The following is a 17,920-nucleotide window of genomic DNA, read 5'->3' as shown; positions in this document are numbered from 1 at the left end:
ACAGACGCCTCGCGCGCATGCGTTAAACTGCGGCCTTTCAGCCGTGGTTCGAAGTGCGCTATGTGGAGTGAAATCAGCAACATCGGCGATGCCGCGTTGACCTTGCCGATCGCCCTGACGTGCGCGGCCTGGCTCGCGCTGTCGAACTGGCGGCTCGCGCTGCGCTGGGTCGCGCTGCTGGCGGCCGGCATGGCGCTGGTCGGCGCGACCAAGATTCTCTATGCGGGCTGCGGCGTCGCGCTGCCCGCGTTCGATTTCCGCGTGATCAGCGGCCATACGATGCTGTCGACGTCGGTGTGGACCGTCGCGCTGTCGATGCTGTGGCAGGCGTTCCGTCCGGGCCAGGCGCCCGGCGTCGCGGCGGGCCTGCTCGCCGGCGCGGCGACGGCCGTCGCGCGCGTCTTCGATCATTCGCATACGATTCCCGAGGTCGTCGCGGGCTGGCTGCTCGGCGCGCTGGTCGCGTTCGCGTTCCTGCGTGCGTACGCGCGCGTGCAAAGGACGCCGGTCTCGCCGCGTCTCGCGGCCGTGTGCCTGTTTCTGGTGTCCGGCATCGCGTACGGGCATCGTGCACCGTTCCAGCAGATGATCGACACGCATTCGCCGCAGCTGTGCGCGTTCGTGCGTTCGGCGCCGGCCGACCGCGCCTGAGCGGCGCGGCTCTTCCACGACGGCCGGCGGCGCGCATTGCAGCCGGTCCGGCCATCACGGTCGCGGCCACGAACCGCGACGACGATTCACGACAGGAGCAGCTTCGATGACAGCCGTTTCCCCGCGCCTCGCAGGCAAGTGCGCATACATCACGGGCGCCGCCGGCGGCCTCGGCCGCGCGATCGCGCGCCGCATGGTCGAACAGGGCGCGCGCGTGTTCCTGACCGACATCGCCGAGGCGGCCGCGCTCGATGCGCTCGCGCAGGAGCTCAATGTGGGGCGCGCGGACACGGTCGCGTTCGCCGCCGTGCAGGACGTGCGCGACGAAGCGCGCTGGCAGGCGCTGCTCGCGCAGGCGAACGAAGCGATGGGCGGGCTGTCGGTGCTCGTCAACAATGCGGGCGTCGGCTCGGTCGCCGCACCCGCGCAGGTCGAACTCGACGAATGGCGGCGCGTGATGGCGATCAACGTCGAGAGCATCGTGCTCGGCTGCAAGCATGCGCTGCCGTACCTGAGCGCGAGCCGCCCCGCGTCGATCGTCAATATCTCGTCGGTCGCCGCGTTCAAGGTCGAGCCGGACTACACCGCGTACAACGCGTCGAAGGCGGCGGTCGCGTCGCTGACGAAGTCGGTCGCGATCGACTGTGCGCGGCGCGAGCTCGACGTGCGCTGCAATTCGATTCATCCGGCGTTCATCCGCACGGGCATCGTCGAGCCGCTGTTCCAGGCGCTCGGCGAACGCGACGCCGCGCGCAAGCTCGCGCGCGGCATTCCGCTGCGCCGGCTCGGCGAGCCGGACGACGTCGCGCATGCGGCCGTCTATCTCGCGTCCGACGAGAGCCGCTTCATGACCGCCGCCGAACTCGTGCTCGACGGCGGCATGTGCGCGGTCTGAACAGCTTGCGCAGGTCAACCAGGAGGAGCAGATCGTGTCGACACCCGTGAATCGCCAGCTGTTGCTGAAGACGCGCCCGGAAGGACGCGTCGGCCGCGAACATTTCTCGCTCGTCGAAACGCCCGTGCCGGCGCTCGCGGACGGCGAAGTGCTCGTGCGCGTGCTGTACCTGTCGATGGACCCGACCAACCGCGTGTGGATGAGCGACGTGCCGCAGTACCTGCCGCCCGTCGCGATCGGCGAAGTGATGCGCGCGCTCGGCATCGGGCGCGTGGTCGCGTCGCGGCATGCCGGTTTCGCCGAAGGCGATCTCGTGCAGGGGCTCGTCGGCTGGCAGGACTATGCGGCGGTGCCGGCCGGGCATGCCGCGCAGCTCGTGAAGCTGCCCGCGGAGTCGGGGCTGCCGCTGCCGACGCTGCTCGGCGCATGCGGGATGAGCGGCCAGACCGCGTACTACGGGTTGACGGAAATCGCGCCGGTGCAGCCGGGCGAGACGCTGGTCGTGTCGGCGGCGGCCGGCTCGGTCGGTTCGATCGCCGGGCAGATCGGCAAGATCCACGGCGCGCGCGTGGTCGGCATCGCGGGCGGCCCGGACAAGTGCCGCTACCTGACCGACACGCTCGGCTTCGACGCAGCGGTCGACTACAAGGCCGACGACTTCCGCCAGCAGCTGAAGGCGGCGACGCCGGACGGCGTGCACGTCAATTTCGAGAACGTCGGCGGCGAGGTGATGCGCGCGGTGCTGTCGCGGATGGTGATCGGCGGGCGCGTCGCGCTGTGCGGCGTGATCTCGAACTACAACAGCGGCCGCGCGGCGGACGACGTCGGCGTGCTGATCTCGAAGCGGCTGACGATGCGCGGCTTCCTGATCCTCGACTACCGCAACGGCCGCGAAGCCGTGCGCACGCTCGCGGGCTGGTTGCGCGACGGGCGGCTCAAGGCCGAGGAAACTGTCGCGGACGGTCTCGAAAACGCGCCCGACGTGCTCAATCGTCTGTTCGACGGCGACCATCGCGGCAAGCTCGTGCTGCGCGTCGATCCGGATGCCTGATCGTATGCCGGCTCGGCCGGCGGCGCGGGCGCAGCTGAAGAACGATACGAGTTCGATCAAGCAAGCAGCGATTTAGGACTTGTCCCATATATTGTCCCGGCGTCTCTCTCTAAAGTGATTGCCAGCAAACGAAGCGGTGTGACGGATGCGTCACGCCGCTTTTTTTCTGGTTGCACGGCAGAGGGAGGCGGAACATGCGAATCAGGCAGAAGCGAACGGAAGGGGAAGCGGGCGGCGCGGAGAATTGCGCGCCGCGGCGCATCGGCGCCGCGCTGCGGATGACGATGGCGGGCGTGGGCGTCGCTTGCGCGATGTCCGGCGCGGCTGCGGCCGGGACGGTCGGTTCGAACGGCGTGGTGCGGTTTACCGGCGCGCTCGTCGAGCGCTACGACGTGAGGTTCGACGCGTCGCCGCCGGCGATCATGGAAGAGTCGGGGAGTAGAACGGCGACGCTGCATTTCGATGCGCACGGCCGGCGTTTGCCGGGCGCGCATGTCGCGCTGCTCGGGCTCGACGGCGCGCCGCTCGCCGCGCCCGAGCGATCGGGCATTCGCGCGACGTGGCGCGATGCGGCGGGCGGGCGCGTCGTGTCGCTGCGACCGGACGGCGTGCATCGGGTTGGCCCGTCCGGCGGATCGCTGACGCTCGCCGCAGCGGGCCGGGCGTCCGGCGCGCCGGAGCCGGTCGTGATCCGCATTCGCCACCCTTGACCGGCCGCGTTCGCCGGCGCGCCGCGCGTCATTCGCCCTGTTCGGCGCGCGCGTAGATGTCCCAGCTCGCCATGAACAGCGCGGCGACCAGCGGCCCGATCACGAAGCCGTTGATGCCGAACAGCGCCATGCCGCCGAGCGTCGAGATCAGCACGACCCAGTCGGGCATCTTCGTGTCCTTGCCGACGAGGATCGGGCGCAGCAGGTTGTCGACGAGGCCGATCACGCCGACGCAGAACGCGACGAGGATCACGCATTTCCAGACCGCGCCCGTCATCAGGAAGTAGAGCGCGGCCGGCACCCACACGAGGCTCGCGCCGATTGCCGGCAGCAGCGACAGGAACGCCATCAGCGCACCCCACAGCACGACGCCCTGGATGCCGAGGATCCAGAAGATCAGGCCGCCGAGCGCACCCTGCACGAGCGCGACCGCGATGTTGCCTTTCACCGTGGCGCGCACGACCGTCGTGAACTTCGCCAGCAGCAGGTTCTTGTGCTCTTCGTCGAGCGGCAGCGCGCGGCGCACGCGGCGGCCGATCTCGCCGCCGTCGCGCAGCAGGAAGAACACCATGTACAGCATCACGCCGAAGCTGACGATGAACTGGAACGTGTTCTGGCCGATGCTGAGCGCCTGCGACGCCGCGAACTGGCTGATCTGCGCGGCGCCGTCGGTCAGCTTCTTCTGGATGCCGGGGATGTTGGTCAGCCCGTACTTCTGCAGCAGGTGCTGGATCGAGGTCGGCAGCGCGTGGATGATGTCCTGGAAATATTGCGAATAGTTAGGCTGCGCGTCCTTGAGCTCCTGGTAGACGTACGCGATTTCCTGCACCAGCGTCGCGGTGACGAACACCAGCGGCAGGATCACGATCAGGATGATCAGCGTCATCGTGACCAGCGCGGCCAGGTTGCGGCGCTTGCCGAAGCGTGCGGCGAGCCAGCGCTGCACGGGCTGGAACAGGATCGCGAGAATGGTGCCCCAGAACACGGCTCCGGAGAACGGCGCGAGGATTCCGCAGAGTCCGACGGTGACCGCGAACAGCAGGAAGTAGAAGAATTTTTGGTGGTCGTGTCCGCTATCCATGGGTGGCGTTCGCGCAGATTGATGCTTGGTTGGATTGAATCTCGCCGCTCCGTGCGCGATCGGCTCGCAAACGTCACGGATGCGCGGCGAAACGCGCGCAGGGCGGCCCGATCGGCAGTATGCCCGCAAAAAGTGCCGCCATAAACGGCGCCGACAGCGCCGCCGCTGCGCGCCGATACAAAAACGCCGCGGCCGGGGCCGCGGCGTTGCCGCAATGCCGATGCGGCGTTCGCGTCAGATGTTGAGCTTCGTGACCTTGGTGCCGTTCACCGACAGGTCGCCCATCAGCCCGGCGTTGGTCAGGACCAGCACCTCGACCGGCGCGGTGGCCGTGGTCGTGTCGACCGCGCCGTTCGCGCCGACCTTGACGACCGCGACCGACGCGTCGGCGCCGGCCGACCAGCCGTCCGACTTGCGGAACGAGTCGAGCGCGTCCTGCGTCATGAACAGGAACACGATTGCCTTCGACTGCGCGCCGGCCTGCAGGCCGACCGACAGCGACGACGTGTTGTAGTAGCCGACCGTGCTGCCGCCGACGCGCAGCGCGCCGTTGCCCGACTGGCCGCCGACGATGAAGCCGGCTTGCAGCACGCTCGGGAACACGAGCACGCCGCGCGCCTTCGCGACGAGTTCGCGCGAGCCCTGTACCGTCGAATAGAGGCGCGACAGCGTCGCATTGACGTTGGCGTCGATCGACTGGCGCTTCGAGGCGCTGGCCGATGCGCTTTCGGGCCGGTCCGGCGTGGTCGTGCAGCCGGCGAGGGCGAGGCTGCCGAGCATCACCGCGGCGGCGGCCTTCATGGCGAGGGACTTCTGCATGGCGGTTCTCCTTTGTGATCGGATAGAGGACGAACGGGACAGCCGGCCCCGTTCTTCAACGGCGGGCAAGGAGCAGGCCCGCAACGAACGCGAGGCCGGCGACGACGCCCGCGGTCTGCCACGGGTTGTCGTGCACGACCTGCGACACGCGTTCGGCCGAATCGCGCAGCCGGGCGGCTGCGTTGCCCGATGCGTAGTCGAGCGCGCTGCGCGCTTCGTCGAGCCGCGACTGCACGCGCTTGCGCAGCGCAGCGATATCGCCGTCGCCGTCGTTCTTCAGCAGATCTTCCAGTTCGTCGACCAGTCCGCGCAGATCGTCCTGCACGTCCGCATGCAGGTCGCGGGCGGCGGAGCGCGTCGAGCGTCCCACGCGCCGGCCGGTGCGGCGGACTTCGGACAACCCGCGGTCCAGCTTGTGTTCGATCGAGTCGGTGAGCGCCATGGTGTTTATCCTCCTTTGTTCAAGGCAAAATTGAAGATAAGACGAATCGCAACAACCTATGTGATTCAACTAACCCAATTGAGTTTCGAGACAATTTTTCAATTCGTCCGCCGGCCTGCCGGAAAGCCCCGCGGGGCGGGGCTGCGCAGCGGTTGAAAAAAATTCCCGGTCGGGCGCGGCCGCTGTCGTTCGAAATGAAAGTCCGGTAAATATGGCGTCGCTACAGGTATCAGGTAAATAGTGCCATTGCGGGAGAGCCGCTGATGCAATTGCACTAACGCCTGTTGCGGCAGAGCAGAATTTGTGCCCGACGGGCGACGCCGGGTCGCCCGGCGCGCGCGGCACGCGGGCCGCGCGCGGCGACCGGACCGCGCACCGCGCGTCGTGTGCGCGGCATGCCGGTCCTTACAGGAGACATCCATGTCCTACATGCTGTTGATAGTCGAACCGGTCGGCCAGCGCGCCGAACGCACGCTCGAGGAAGGGCAGGCGCTCTACGCGAGCATGGTCGCATTCGCCGAGACGCTGAAGGCGCGCGGCGTGCTGCGCGCGGTCGAGTCGCTGGAGCGCGCCGAGCGCGGCGCGCGCGTGCAGGTGCGCGACGGCGAGACGCGCCTGCTCGACGGCCCGTTCGCGGAGGCGAAGGAGATGGTCGGCGGTTTTTTCATCGTCGATGTCGATACGCGCGACGAGGCGATCGAGATCGCACGCCAGTGCCCGGCCGCCCAATGGTGCACGGTCGAGGTTCGCGCCGTCGGCCCGTGCTTCCTGTAGGCCGGCTAGGTATTTACCCTGATGCGCCGCGCCGCGTGTCGATCCGGCCGCGTTCCGTGCGTCGTGCACACGAGGCGCCGATGAACGCGCGCCTGCATCCACCGACGACAAGGAGCGAACGATGCGATTCATGATCATGGTCCGGGCGAACGCCGTCAGCGAATCCGGCGCGTTGCCGGACGACCGGCTGGTCGAGGCAATGACCGACTACCACGAGGAACTGGCGAAAGCCGGCGTGCTGCTCGACGCGACGGGCCTGCGGCCCAGCGCCGAAGGCTGGCGCGTGCGCTACTCGGGCGGCAAGGGCACGGTGATCGACGGCCCGTTCGCCGAAACGAAGGAACTGATCGCCGGCTATACGCTGATCCAGGTGCGCTCGCGCGACGAGGCGCTCGAATGGACGCGCCGCTTCCCGGCGCCGTTCGGCGCCGACATGGAGGCGGAGATCGAGGTGCGTCCGCTGTTCGAGCTGGACGACCTGATGCCGAGCGACGCGGTCGAGCGGTTCCGCGAACTGCAGGTCGGGCGCGACCGCGCCCTCTGATATCGACACCAACAGGAGCGACCGTCATGCACAAAATGATCTTCATCAATCTGCCGGTAGCCGACCTGCCGCGCGCCCGGGCCTTCTACGAGGCGCTCGGCTTCGGCGTCGTGCCGGCTTATACGAACGACCAGGCAGCCTGCATCCGGATCAGCGACACGATCTTCGCGATGCTGCTGGTCCGGCCGTTCTTCCAGAGCTTCACCGACAAGACCGTCGTCGAACCGGCGACGCACGTGCAGATCCTGCCGTGCCTGTCGTGCGAAAGCCGCGCCGAAGTAGACCGCACCGTCGCGACCGCGCGGGCCGCCGGCGGCACGGCGCCGCGCCCGCCGCAGGAGTATCCGGGCATGTACGGCCATGCGTTCGCCGATCCGGACGGCCACGTATGGGAGCTGATGTACGCGGAACAGGACGCGACCGCCGAGGGGCAGGCGTCGTGACGCATGAGGCGACGCATCGTGCGATCGAAGCGGTCTGGCGGATCGAGGCGCCGAAGATCATCGCGCGCGCCGCGCGCGTGGTGCGCGACGTCGGCGTCGCCGAGGAACTGGCGCAGGACACGCTCGTCGCGGCGCTCGAGCACTGGCCCGTCGAGGGCGTGCCCGACAACCCGGCCGCATGGCTGATGACGGCCGTGAAGCGCCGCGCGCTCGACCGCGTTCGCCAGGAGTCGCTGCATGCGGCGAAGCGCAGCCAGCTCGGCCACGAAATGGATGCGCTCGAAGCGCACGTCGTTCCGGATATCGCGGATGCGCTCGCCGATGCGCGCGACGACGACATCGGCGACGACCTGCTGCGGCTGATCTTCACGTCGTGCCATCCGGTGCTGTCGACCGATGCGCGCGTCGCGCTGACGCTGCGGCTGCTCGGCGGGCTGACGACCGGCGAGATCGCGCGCGCGTTCCTGACGCCGGAGCCGACGATCGCGCAGCGGATCGTGCGCGCGAAGCGCACGCTCGCGGCGGCGCGCGTGCCGTTCGAGGTGCCGGCCGCCGATGCGCGGCCCGCGCGGCTCGCGTCGGTGCTCGAAGTGATCTACCTGATCTTCAACGAAGGGCACGCGGCGACCGCGGGCGACGACTGGATGCGCCCGGCGCTCTGCGACGAGGCGCTGCGGCTCGGCCGCGTGCTGGCCGGACTCGCGCCGGACGAGAGCGAGGTGCTCGGGCTCGTCGCGCTGATGGAACTGCAGGCGTCGCGCATGCATGCGCGCACCGACGCGCAGGGGCGGCCCGTGCTGCTGCTCGACCAGGACCGCAGCCGCTGGGATCCGCTGCTGATCCGGCGCGGCCTCGCTGCGCTCGAGCGGGCGACGAAGCTCGGCGGCGTGCGCGGGCCGTATGCGCTGCAGGCTGCGCTCGCGGCCTGCCATGCGCGGGCGCGGCACGCGTCGGAAACCGACTGGGCGCAGATCGTCGCGCTGTACGACGCGCTCGTCGAGGTCGCGCCGTCGCCGGTCGTCGAGCTGAATCGCGCGGTGGCGGTGGGGATGGCGTTCGGGCCGGCCGCCGCGCTCGAACTCGTCGACGCGCTGCGCGACGATCCCGCGCTCGTGCGCTATCACTGGCTGCCGAGCGTGCGCGGCGACCTGCTCGCGAAGCTCGGCCGCGCCGACGAGGCGAAGGCCGAGTTCCGGCGCGCGGCCGAGCTGACCCGCAACGCGCGCGAACGCGAACTGCTGCTGCGGCGCGCGACCGGCGCATGACCGGCGCATGACCGGGCGCCCCGCGCCGGCTTCGTGCTATCGGCGGGATTGAAAATGCCTATTGGGGGATGCGAACGCGAACGCCTAGATTAAAGAGCACGATGCGCGCGCCCCGGCAAACGCATCGTTCCCCACATACTTCATCGGCCCGGTCTGACACGCGGCCGCGCCGACACGAACGGAGGCGCAAATGGCTCAACTCAAGGGCAGCAAAACCGAAGAGAACCTGAAGGCCGCATTCGCGGGCGAATCGCAGGCGAACCGGCGCTATCTGTATTTCGCGTCGAAGGCGGACGTCGAAGGCCAGAACGACGTCGCCGCGCTGTTCCGCTCGACCGCCGAAGGCGAAACGGGTCATGCGCACGGCCACCTCGAATACCTCGAAACGGTCGGCGATCCGGCGACGGGCTTGCCGTTCGGTTCGTCGCGGCTGAATCTCGAATCGGCGATCGCCGGCGAGACGCACGAATACACCGACATGTATCCCGGCATGGCGAAGACGGCGCGCGACGAAGGTTTCGACGAGATCGCCAACTGGTTCGAGACGCTCGCGAAGGCCGAGCGCAGTCACGCGAACCGCTACACGAAGGCGCTCGAGGCGCTCGTCGACTGACGGTTCGCCGCCCGCTGCACGGCCCGGTGCGGTCGCGCCCGGCGACGGGCGGACCGTGCGTCGATCGCTGCCCGCCCCGCGCGGGCGGCGGGTTCGCGCGCCTGCGCGCCACGCTCGATGGAGCGCCCCATGCCCCACAAGGAAGGCAGCCTCGAAGCCCCGACCCGGCATCCGCTCGACTGGCAGTCCGAAGCATTCTATGACCAGGCCGAGATCGACGCCGAGATGACGCGCGTGTTCGACATCTGCGCGGGATGCCGGCGCTGCGTGTCGCTGTGCGGCGCGTTTCCGACGCTGTTCGATCTCGTCGACGACACGCCGATGGGCGACGTCGCCGAAGTGCCGAAGGAGGCGTTCGGCAAGGTGGTCGACCAGTGCTATCTGTGCGACCTCTGTTACATGACGAAATGCCCGTACGTGCCGCCGCACGCCTGGAACGTCGATTTCCCGCACCTGATGCTGCGCGGCAAGGCCGCGCGCTACCGGCGCGGCGAAGCGAAGCTGGGCGACAGGCTGCTGTCGAACACCGATGCGCTCGGTCATCTCGCCGGCATTCCGGTCGTCACGCAGACGGTGAACGCGGTCAACCGCACGCCGCCCGCGCGCCATGCGCTCGAAGCGGCGCTCGGCGTCGATCGTCACGCCTGGCTGCCGGAATTCGCGCCGCGCAAGTTCCGGCGCGCGGCGCAGCGCTCGTCCGCGCCGGCTGCGCGCGACGGCGAGCGCACGCCCGGCCGCGTCGCGATCTACGCGACCTGCTACGTGAATTTCAACGAGCCCGGCATCGGTCACGACCTGCTCGCGATCCTCGCGCACAACGACATCCCGTACGAACTCGTGACGCGCGAGGCCTGCTGCGGGATGCCGCTGCTCGAACAGGGCAACCTCGCCGGCGTCGCCGCGAAGAAGGCCGTCAACATCCCGGTGCTCGAGCGCTACGCGCGCGAAGGCTATGCGCTGATCGGCGCGATCCCGAGCTGCGTGCTGATGTACAAGAACGAGCTGCCGCTGATGTTCCCCGACGACGAAGCGGTGCGCGCGGTCGCCGACGCGTTCTGGGATCCGTTCGAATACGTGATCGCGCGGCATCGCGACGGACTGCTGAAGACCGATTTCAAGACCGGCCTCGGCACCGTCTCGTATCACGTGCCGTGCCACGCGCGCGTGCAGAACATCGGCCGCAAGACGGCCGACACGCTGTCGCTCGTGCCCGATACGCGCGTGAACGTCGTCGAGCGCTGTTCGGGCCATGCGGGCACCTTCGGCGTGAAGAAGGCGTTCCACGCGGACGCGATGCGGATCGGCGGCCCGGTGTTCAAGGCGATGGCCGAGCCGAAACCCGATTTCGTGTCGTCCGATTGCGCGCTGGCCGGCCATCACATCGCGCAGGGCATCGACGAGCAGGGGCTGCCGTCGGCGCCGCTCGCGCATCCGCTCACGCTGCTGCGTCGCGCATACGGCATCTGACGCACGGCGGCCGCCCGACCAACGAGGACGAGGACATTCATGACGCTGACCCGCGACTCCCTGCTGACGCTCGAGGCGTACGCGAAGATCCGCAAGACCGAACACGCGCGGCTCGTCGCGTACAAGCGCCGCCGCGCGGTATCGCTCGGCAATCATCTGCGCTTCCTGTTCGAGGACGAGACCACGATCCGCTATCAGATCCAGGAGATGCTGCACATCGAGAAGATCTTCGACGAGGCGGGCATCGAAGGCGAACTGGATGCGTATCTGCCGCTGGTGCCCGACGGCACCAACCTGAAGGCGACGATGCAGATCGAGTACGAACACGAGGCCGAACGGCGCGCGGCGCTCGCGCGGCTGATCGGCATCGAGGATCGCGTGTACCTGCAGGTCGACGGTCACGCGCCGGTCCATGCGATCGCCGACGAGGATCTCGAACGCGACAACGCGGAGAAGACCTCCGCCGTGCATTTCGTGCGCTTCGAGCTGAGCGCGCCGATGCGTGCGGCGCTCAAGGGCGGCGCGGCGCTGTCGATCGGCTGCGATCATCCGGCGTACAAGATGCCGGCGCAGCGCATCGACGCGGAGGTGACCGCGTCGCTGGCCGGCGACCTGCGCTGACGACACTCATGCTTGCGACGGCAACGACATTTTTGCCTGCGCGCGCTTGCGCGCAGCGAAACAACGTGCGCGTCACGTCACGTCGCTTTCATCACCCGCAGGGGAACCGATAAAAACTTGTGCGCGGAGATAATTCCAACGGCGCGCAATTGAATGATTTACCGGTTCGTGAATATCTTGTTACCAATTTTTCCCGGATTTACCGATTTTCGGCCGTGAATCCCGGGTTTGTTACCGGTAAGGGTCGGAGCACTGCGAAACAATCCCTCCGCAAGTTTCGTAGGCATCCCGCAGAGCCCCGCCGGACGGGGCTTTGCAGCGCCCTGCATAAGCATCCCGTAAAAAAATTCATGCATAAAAAGATTCCGCATCCTTGGCAGGTTGTTTCAGTGCGTAACATTAAGTCATTGTCATATTGAGATAAACCCTAGGGATGGTATGCTTCGTGCACAAAAATTCCCACATTGGAGTGAGACCGTGATTTGTGCGCCATTGCCGGGAATCGCGGCACCGCGGTAGTGCGGTGTCGAGCCGGCGTGCACAACCGGATAACCATAACGTGCAACCCGGCCGCCCCAGCGACCTGTCGCGACGGCGCCGCCAATCGCAGCCCCGGCCTGGCTGCGTGGAGAGATCTGCTATGTTCTTCGATGAGCTTAACGATGAAGAGTGGTTTCGTCTTTCACCGCTGATCGCCGATGAACCCATCCGGCTGAACCGCCGCGGTCGTCCACGCGCGGAACCGCGCGTCGTCGCCAACGCGGTGCTCTGGATCCTGACCACGGGCGAAGCCTGGTCGAAGCTGCCGGGTCGTTACCCGTCCGGCCCGACGTGCCGCCGCCGTTACGAAGAGTGGCTCGCGAACGGCACGCTGCTGAAGATGATCGACGTGCTGACCCAGTTCAGCGGCCGCACGTTTGCGTATGTGCCGCCGCCGCCGGCGCCGGTCGCACCCGCGTGCCGCGCGGAACCCGTGCCCGACAACGACCGTTTGCGCGGCGTGTTCTGGCAAAACCCCGAGTCGTGGCAATTGCCGGTGGCGCAGGCAAACGTTTGGGCCGACGAAGGCGCGCGAGGCAGTGCCGCGGCCCGCGACGAAGCGGCTGCATCGTCCGGCGCGTCGTTCGCCGTGCCCGGTGCGCCGGACGCGGGCATGCGTCATGCGCGCGTGTCGTCCGCGAGCTTCGCGTCGGCCGAGCCGCAGATCGACGAGTATCGCGGCTACACGATCTACGGTATCGCGCAGCCGGTGCAGAACCTGATGTACCGCGCCTGGGCCGAGATCGTGCAGGACGACCGGCGCGTCGAACGCTCGGGCCTGATCGGCCCGCGCTTTACCGATCCCGAGGAAGCCGAGCAGTACGCGCTCGACTGGGCGCGCCAGTGGATCGATCGCCACGGCGCGAGCGACGAGCCGGCGCGCGTGCCGCAAAGCGAAGTGCTGGCCGGCCTGTCCGCGCTCGCGCGTGCGGAGTCGGACATCAAGCGCTTCATCGCCGACCGCCACGCGGGTGCGCTGGCCGAGAGCCGCAACGATCCGGTGCAGTCGGAGCGTCGCGAGTACGCGTATCGGGTCGGTTGAGCGTCGCGCGAAGCCGCGCGGACATCGTGCTCGCGAGGTCCGCCGTCGGTGCGATGCAGGTCAGGCCGGGGCGCCGCAGTGGTCGATGCGGCGCCCCGTCGTTTGTGGCCGCCGGGGCCTCCTGCGTGCCGTTACTCCCGGCCGTAGGTGTCGTCGAAGCGGACGATGTCGTCCTCGCCGAGATACGCGCCCGATTGCACCTCGATCAGTTCGAGCGGCATCTTGCCCGGGTTCTCGAGGCGATGCGAAACGCCGAGCGGGATATACGTCGATTCGTTCTCCGACAGCAGGAAGGTGTCGTCGCCGCGCGTGATGCGCGCGGTGCCGCGCACGACGATCCAGTGTTCGGCGCGGTGGTGGTGCATCTGCAGCGACAGCCGCGCACCCGGCTTCACGACGATGCGCTTCACCTGGAAGCGTTCGCCCATGTCGACCGAGTCGTAATGGCCCCACGGGCGATGCACCTTGCGGTGATCGGTCGCTTCCGCGCCGCGCTCGGCCTTGATGCGCCCGACGATCTTCTTCACGTCCTGCACGCGCGACTTGTCCGCGACGAGCACCGCATCGGGCGTCTCGACGACGACGAGGTTCTGCGTGCCGACGCACGCGACGAGCCGGCTTTCCGAATGCGCGAACGTCGATCCGGCGTCCTCGAACAGCACGTGGCCGCGGCCGACGTTGTCGGCGTCGTCCTTCGGCAGGATCTGCCAGATCGCGTCCCACGAGCCGACGTCCGACCAGCCCGCGTCGAGCGGCACGACGACGCTTTCGGGCACCGACGGCAGGTTCGCGAGCTGTTCCATCACCGCGTAGTCGATCGAGTTCGACGGCGACGCGGCGAACGCGTCGCGATCGACGCGGAAGAAATCGCCGTCCTGCTTGCCTTGCGCGACCGCCTGTTCGCAGGCCGCGTAGATGGCCGGCTCGAGTTCGCGGATCGCGTTCAGCCATACCGACGCGCGGACGATGAAGATGCCGCTGTTCCACCAGTATTCGCCGGATGCGACGTACTGGCGGGCGAGTTCGAGATGCGGCTTCTCGACGAAGCGGTCGAGGCGGCGTACGTCGAGTTCGCCGGTCTCCGCATCGCCGAGCGGCGCACCGACGCGGATATAGCCGTAGCCGGTTTCCGCGCGGTCGGGCACGATGCCCATCGTGGCGATCCGGCCTTGCGCCGCGCAGTGCACGCCGGCCGCGACGGCCGCGTGAAAGCGCGGCAGGTCGGCCACCGCATGATCGGCCGGCATCACGGTCATCACCGCGTCGCTGCCGCCGGCGACGATGCGCAGCGCGGCAAGTGTCAGCGCGGGCGCGGTGTCGCGGCCGAGCGGCTCGAGCACGATCGACGCGCGCTTGCCGGTCAGGCGCAACTGCTCGGCGGTGGTGAAGCGGTGATCCTCGCCGCAGACGATCAGCACCTCGTCGTTGACCGGGTGGCCGGTCGTCAGGCCGTCGAGGCGCAGCGCGGTCGACTGCAGCAGCGAATGGTCGCCGAGCAGGCCGATCAGCTGCTTCGGATAGTGTTCGCGCGACATCGGCCACAGGCGCGTGCCCGACCCGCCGGCGAGGATCACCTGCTGAACCGCGACGCGCGTGCCGGCGGCGCTTGCGGCGGAAGAAGAATGGCGCGTATCGGCAGCCACGGCCGGAGCATTCATGTTGGCACTCCTCGATTGAAGTCAGTGCCTGCCGTTGTAGCATGAAGTAAATCGACAATAAAACCGGGCTAATTTCCGGAGAGGTGCGATTCATTCACCATGGAAAATCTTACGTGCGAGTGGCGGGTGCAAATAAAAAAATAAAAAATAAATCCGCTTGCTGGCCGGGTAAGGCCGTCTGCAAAGGGTCTGAGGTCGGCGTAAAGCTTGCGAAATAGTCGTAATTTTCAGTCGATTCGGGAAAACCTGCCGATTTAATTCGGTTTGCGGGTGGAAAGAATTTCCGATTATTTTTCGAAATACTTGTGCGCTTGCGGGAGGAATTTTCTTACCGGTTCAATAGCGTCATGCAACGTTTGAATCGAATGTGCGGCACGGGCTGCACGAGGAGCTGTTCGGCAAACGCCTGTTCAAAGAGGAAGCAGACATGTTGAGCGTGCTGGCGAGAGTCATCGATATCGCGATGGTCGTGACGGGGGCCCTGATCGCCGCCGCGCTGCACGGCGGCAGCGTCTGGTTCAGCGATCTGCAGCGCACGATGGTGCTGTTCGATTGCCTGCTCGTCGTCGTGTGTTTCCCGGCGTTCGGCATCTACCAGTCGTGGCGCGGCAAGCGGCTCGTCGGGCTGATGGGGCGCGTCGCGTTCGCGTGGCTCGTGGTCGAGCTCGCGGGCATCCTGATGAGCTTCAGCTTTCACCAGTCGGGCGAGCTGTCGCGACTGTGGCTCGGCTACTGGGCCGTCGTGACCGTGACGCTGCTGGCTGGCTCGAAGGCGTGCGTTCATGCGGTGCTGCGGCGGCTGCGGCGCGGCGGCTTCAACCTGAAGGCGGTCGCGATCGTCGGCGGCACGCCGGCGGCGCGCCGGCTGATCGCGCAGATGCGGGCGCGGCCGGAAGCGGGCTTCAACCCGGTGTGCGTGTACGACGAAAGCGCGGCGGCCGGCGACGTGGCGCTCGACGACGTGCGCATCGAGCGGCAGTTCGAATCGCTGGTGTGGCTCGTGCGCAGCCGCGCGATCCGCGAGCTGTGGCTCACCTTGCCGATTTCGGAAGAGCGGCGGATCCACCAGATCGTCACGGTGTTCCGTCATGACTTCGTGAACATCCGCTTCATCCCGGACGTGCGCAGCCTGTCGTTCTTCAACCAGGAAGTGGTCGAGGTGCTCGGCGTGCCGGCGATCAACCTCGCGGCGTCGCCGATCACCGACGTGCGGATCCTGCCGAAGTTCGTGTTCGACCGGCTGTTCGCGCTGGCCGCGCTTGCGATGCTCGCGCCGCTGATGCTGCTGATCGCGGTGCTGATCAAGGCGACGTCGGCCGGGCCGGTGTTCTTTCGCCAGAAGCGCAAGGGCATCGACGGGCACGAGTTCGAGATCTACAAGTTCCGCTCGATGAAGGTGCATCAGGAAGTGGCGGGGCAGGTCACGCAGGCGACCCGGAACGACTCGCGCGTGACGCCGGTCGGCCGGTTCCTGCGCCGCACGAGCCTCGACGAGCTGCCGCAGTTCATCAACGTGCTGAAGGGCGAGATGTCGGTGGTCGGCCCGCGTCCGCATGCGCTCGCGCACGACGACATCTACAAGGATCTGGTCAAGGGCTACATGTTCCGCTACCGGATCAAGCCCGGCATCACCGGCTGGGCACAGATCAACGGTTTTCGCGGCGAAACCGACCAGATCGAGAAGATGATGGGCCGCGTGAAGCTCGACCTGTACTACATGCAGAACTGGTCGTTCTGGCTCGACATCAAGATCGTCGCGCTGACGCTCTGGAAAGGTTTCACCGGCAGCAACGCTTACTGACGCGGCGCATGCGCCCACCCGGTTTCAGCAATTTCGAATCATTGGTCACGAGGTCCGACACATCATGAATCTGACTATCATCGGCAGCGGTTACGTAGGTCTGGTCACCGGCGCCTGTCTCGCCGACATCGGCCACGACGTGTTCTGTCTCGACGTCGATCAGGCAAAGATCGACATCCTGAACAACGGCGGCGTGCCGATCCACGAGCCGGGCCTGAAGGAAGTGATCGCGCGCAACCGCTCGGCGGGCCGCCTGCGCTTCTCGACCGATATCGAGGCGGCGGTCGCGCACGGCGACGTGCAGTTCATCGCGGTCGGCACGCCGCCCGACGAGGACGGCTCGGCCGACCTGCAGTACGTGCTCGCGGCCGCGCGCAACATCGGCCGCTACATGACCGGCTTCAAGGTGATCGTCGACAAGTCGACCGTGCCGGTCGGCACGGCCGAGCGCGTGCGCGCGGCGGTCGCGGAAGAGCTCGCGAAGCGCGGCGGCGACCAGATGTTCTCGGTCGTGTCGAACCCGGAATTCCTGAAGGAAGGCGCGGCGGTCGACGATTTCACGCGGCCGGACCGCATCGTGATCGGCTGCGACGACGACGTGCCGGGCGAGCGTGCGCGCGAGCTGATGAAGAAGCTGTACGCGCCGTTCAACCGCAACCACGAACGCACGCTGTACATGGACGTGCGCTCGGCCGAATTCACGAAGTACGCGGCGAACGCGATGCTCGCGACGCGCATCTCGTTCATGAACGAGCTCGCGAACCTCGCGGACCGTTTCGGCGCGGACATCGAGGCCGTGCGGCGCGGGATCGGCTCCGATCCGCGCATCGGCTATCACTTCCTGTACGCGGGCTGCGGCTACGGCGGCTCGTGCTTCCCGAAGGACGTCGAGGCGCTGATCCGCACCGCGGACGAGCACGGCCAGGCGCTGCAGATCCTGCAGGCCGTGTCGGCCGTCAACGCGAACCAGAAGCGCGTGCTGGCCGACAAGATCGTCGCGCGCTTCGGCGAGGACCTGACGGGCCGCACGTTCGGCGTCTGGGGCCTCGCGTTCAAGCCGAACACCGACGACATGCGCGAGGCGCCGAGCCGCGCGCTGATCGCCGAGCTGCTGTCGCGCGGCGCGCGCGTCGCCGCGTACGACCCGGTCGCGCAGCAGGAAGCGCGCCGCGTGCTCGCGCTCGACCTCGCGAGCCACCCGAGCTGGCTCGAGCGCCTGAGCTTCGTCGACGACGAGGCGCAGGCCGCGCGCGATGCCGACGCGCTCGTGATCGTCACCGAATGGAAGGCGTTCAAGAGCCCCGATTTCGTCGCGCTCGGCCGTCAGTGGAAGTCGCCCGTGATCTTCGACGGCCGCAACCTGTACGAGCCGGAGACGATGAGCGAGCAGGGCATCGAATATCACCCGATCGGCCGGCCGGGTTCGCGGCAGGCCGTCGCCGCCCGCGTGCCGGGCGCCGCGCGCGCGAACGCGTAAGCCGCGCGCAAACCGTTACCCGTTAC

General features: G+C 67.7%; 18 protein-coding genes. 14 read left to right on the top strand and 4 right to left on the bottom strand.

From position 1 onward, the window contains the following. Nucleotides 1–60: 60 nt before the first annotated feature. The 4 genes from WS57_RS09895 to WS57_RS09880 all read left to right on the top strand — a co-directional run bounded on the left by WS57_RS09895 (nt 61) and on the right by WS57_RS09880 (nt 3,307). Nucleotides 61–651, top strand: coding sequence for a phosphatase PAP2 family protein (locus WS57_RS09895; RefSeq protein WP_009689344.1), 591 nt, complete (start codon nt 61–63; stop codon nt 649–651). A 106-nt stretch (nt 652–757) separates the two neighbouring features. Then, a complete protein-coding gene (locus tag WS57_RS09890) occupies nt 758–1,546 on the top strand; it encodes an SDR family oxidoreductase (protein WP_069244130.1) in 789 nt (262 codons plus the stop codon). 34 nt (nt 1,547–1,580) lie between these two features. Further along, nucleotides 1,581–2,597: an NADP-dependent oxidoreductase gene (locus WS57_RS09885; protein ID WP_059519027.1), complete on the top strand. Its 1,017-nt coding sequence runs from the start codon at nt 1,581–1,583 to the stop codon at nt 2,595–2,597. A 194-nt stretch (nt 2,598–2,791) separates the two neighbouring features. After that, on the top strand, nt 2,792–3,307 hold the full coding sequence (locus tag WS57_RS09880) for a thioesterase (protein WP_230945480.1): 516 nt from the start codon (nt 2,792–2,794) through the stop codon (nt 3,305–3,307). Between the two features lie 28 nt (nt 3,308–3,335). Here the strand turns inward: WS57_RS09880 and WS57_RS09875 are convergent, their stop codons facing one another. The 3 genes from WS57_RS09875 to WS57_RS09865 all read right to left on the bottom strand — a co-directional run bounded on the left by WS57_RS09875 (nt 3,336) and on the right by WS57_RS09865 (nt 5,649). Further along, the gene (locus WS57_RS09875) at nt 3,336–4,388 is read right to left on the bottom strand and encodes an AI-2E family transporter (protein WP_009688020.1); all 1,053 of its coding nucleotides are present in this window, start codon (nt 4,386–4,388) and stop codon (nt 3,336–3,338) included. 234 nt (nt 4,389–4,622) lie between these two features. Then, a complete protein-coding gene (locus tag WS57_RS09870; RefSeq protein WP_009688019.1) occupies nt 4,623–5,207 on the bottom strand; it encodes a YSC84-related protein in 585 nt (194 codons plus the stop codon). A 55-nt stretch (nt 5,208–5,262) separates the two neighbouring features. Continuing rightward, on the bottom strand, nt 5,263–5,649 hold the full coding sequence (locus WS57_RS09865; protein ID WP_009688018.1) for a DUF883 family protein: 387 nt from the start codon (nt 5,647–5,649) through the stop codon (nt 5,263–5,265). A 420-nt stretch (nt 5,650–6,069) separates the two neighbouring features. On the opposite strand from WS57_RS09865, the gene WS57_RS09860 reads away from it, so the two are divergent. The 8 genes from WS57_RS09860 (at nt 6,070) to WS57_RS09825 (ending at nt 12,958) form a co-directional block, all read left to right on the top strand. Further along, entirely contained in the window at nt 6,070–6,423 is a 354-nt protein-coding gene (locus WS57_RS09860; RefSeq protein WP_009688017.1) for a YciI family protein, read from the top strand. A gap of 121 nt (nt 6,424–6,544) precedes the next feature. Beyond that, nucleotides 6,545–6,967 (top strand): YciI family protein, encoded by a 423-nt coding sequence (locus WS57_RS09855; RefSeq protein ID WP_069244129.1) that lies wholly within the window; start codon nt 6,545–6,547, stop codon nt 6,965–6,967. A gap of 26 nt (nt 6,968–6,993) precedes the next feature. Beyond that, nucleotides 6,994–7,410: a VOC family protein gene (locus WS57_RS09850; protein ID WP_009688015.1), complete on the top strand. Its 417-nt coding sequence runs from the start codon at nt 6,994–6,996 to the stop codon at nt 7,408–7,410. After that, the gene (locus tag WS57_RS09845) at nt 7,407–8,675 is read left to right on the top strand and encodes an RNA polymerase sigma factor (protein ID WP_069244128.1); all 1,269 of its coding nucleotides are present in this window, start codon (nt 7,407–7,409) and stop codon (nt 8,673–8,675) included. Before WS57_RS09850 ends, WS57_RS09845 begins: the two co-directional genes overlap by 4 nt. A gap of 190 nt (nt 8,676–8,865) precedes the next feature. Next, nucleotides 8,866–9,288 carry a rubrerythrin family protein gene (locus WS57_RS09840; RefSeq protein ID WP_009694302.1) on the top strand — a complete coding sequence of 141 codons (423 nt, stop codon included), beginning with the start codon at nt 8,866–8,868 and terminating at the stop codon, nt 9,286–9,288. Nucleotides 9,289–9,417: 129 nt separating this feature from the next. After that, a complete protein-coding gene (locus tag WS57_RS09835; protein ID WP_069244127.1) occupies nt 9,418–10,755 on the top strand; it encodes a heterodisulfide reductase-related iron-sulfur binding cluster in 1,338 nt (445 codons plus the stop codon). Nucleotides 10,756–10,794: 39 nt separating this feature from the next. Further along, nucleotides 10,795–11,376 (top strand): DUF3501 family protein, encoded by a 582-nt coding sequence (locus WS57_RS09830; protein ID WP_069244126.1) that lies wholly within the window; start codon nt 10,795–10,797, stop codon nt 11,374–11,376. A gap of 640 nt (nt 11,377–12,016) precedes the next feature. Then, a complete protein-coding gene (locus WS57_RS09825) occupies nt 12,017–12,958 on the top strand; it encodes a transposase (protein WP_059519021.1) in 942 nt (313 codons plus the stop codon). Nucleotides 12,959–13,089: 131 nt separating this feature from the next. Here the strand turns inward: WS57_RS09825 and WS57_RS09820 are convergent, their stop codons facing one another. Beyond that, nucleotides 13,090–14,616 (bottom strand): mannose-1-phosphate guanylyltransferase/mannose-6-phosphate isomerase, encoded by a 1,527-nt coding sequence (locus WS57_RS09820; RefSeq protein ID WP_059519019.1) that lies wholly within the window; start codon nt 14,614–14,616, stop codon nt 13,090–13,092. A 427-nt stretch (nt 14,617–15,043) separates the two neighbouring features. Here WS57_RS09820 and WS57_RS09815 point away from each other — a divergent pair, with 427 nt between their 5' ends. After that, nucleotides 15,044–16,417: an undecaprenyl-phosphate glucose phosphotransferase gene (locus WS57_RS09815; protein ID WP_059519120.1), complete on the top strand. Its 1,374-nt coding sequence runs from the start codon at nt 15,044–15,046 to the stop codon at nt 16,415–16,417. Nucleotides 16,418–16,481: 64 nt separating this feature from the next. Continuing rightward, nucleotides 16,482–17,894 (top strand): UDP-glucose dehydrogenase family protein, encoded by a 1,413-nt coding sequence (locus tag WS57_RS09810; protein ID WP_040130259.1) that lies wholly within the window; start codon nt 16,482–16,484, stop codon nt 17,892–17,894. Nucleotides 17,895–17,920 lie beyond the last annotated feature (26 nt).

It is taken from the genome of Burkholderia pseudomultivorans (genome assembly GCF_001718415.1).
Lineage (GTDB): Bacteria > Pseudomonadota > Gammaproteobacteria > Burkholderiales > Burkholderiaceae > Burkholderia > Burkholderia pseudomultivorans_A.
The sequence above is the reverse complement of the archived record's forward strand: the minus strand, read 5'-3'. Positions and strand labels throughout refer to the sequence as shown.

Excerpts from the sequence above, each read along its gene's own strand:
- WS57_RS09895 (WP_009689344.1), top strand. The coding sequence starts at position 61 with ATGTGGAGTGAAATCAGCAACATCGGCGATGCCGCGTTGACCTTGCCG.
- WS57_RS09835 (WP_069244127.1), top strand. The coding sequence starts at position 9,418 with ATGCCCCACAAGGAAGGCAGCCTCGAAGCCCCGACCCGGCATCCGCTC.
- WS57_RS09810 (WP_040130259.1), top strand. The coding sequence starts at position 16,482 with ATGAATCTGACTATCATCGGCAGCGGTTACGTAGGTCTGGTCACCGGC.
- WS57_RS09815 (WP_059519120.1), top strand. The coding sequence starts at position 15,044 with ATGTTGAGCGTGCTGGCGAGAGTCATCGATATCGCGATGGTCGTGACG.
- WS57_RS09875 (WP_009688020.1), bottom strand. The coding sequence starts at position 4,388 with ATGGATAGCGGACACGACCACCAAAAATTCTTCTACTTCCTGCTGTTC.
- WS57_RS09850 (WP_009688015.1), top strand. The coding sequence starts at position 6,994 with ATGCACAAAATGATCTTCATCAATCTGCCGGTAGCCGACCTGCCGCGC.
- WS57_RS09890 (WP_069244130.1), top strand. The coding sequence starts at position 758 with ATGACAGCCGTTTCCCCGCGCCTCGCAGGCAAGTGCGCATACATCACG.
- WS57_RS09825 (WP_059519021.1), top strand. The coding sequence starts at position 12,017 with ATGTTCTTCGATGAGCTTAACGATGAAGAGTGGTTTCGTCTTTCACCG.
- WS57_RS09880 (WP_230945480.1), top strand. The coding sequence starts at position 2,792 with ATGCGAATCAGGCAGAAGCGAACGGAAGGGGAAGCGGGCGGCGCGGAG.
- WS57_RS09840 (WP_009694302.1), top strand. The coding sequence starts at position 8,866 with ATGGCTCAACTCAAGGGCAGCAAAACCGAAGAGAACCTGAAGGCCGCA.
- WS57_RS09855 (WP_069244129.1), top strand. The coding sequence starts at position 6,545 with ATGCGATTCATGATCATGGTCCGGGCGAACGCCGTCAGCGAATCCGGC.
- WS57_RS09870 (WP_009688019.1), bottom strand. The coding sequence starts at position 5,207 with ATGCAGAAGTCCCTCGCCATGAAGGCCGCCGCCGCGGTGATGCTCGGC.
- WS57_RS09830 (WP_069244126.1), top strand. The coding sequence starts at position 10,795 with ATGACGCTGACCCGCGACTCCCTGCTGACGCTCGAGGCGTACGCGAAG.
- WS57_RS09820 (WP_059519019.1), bottom strand. The coding sequence starts at position 14,616 with ATGAATGCTCCGGCCGTGGCTGCCGATACGCGCCATTCTTCTTCCGCC.
- WS57_RS09860 (WP_009688017.1), top strand. The coding sequence starts at position 6,070 with ATGTCCTACATGCTGTTGATAGTCGAACCGGTCGGCCAGCGCGCCGAA.
- WS57_RS09865 (WP_009688018.1), bottom strand. The coding sequence starts at position 5,649 with ATGGCGCTCACCGACTCGATCGAACACAAGCTGGACCGCGGGTTGTCC.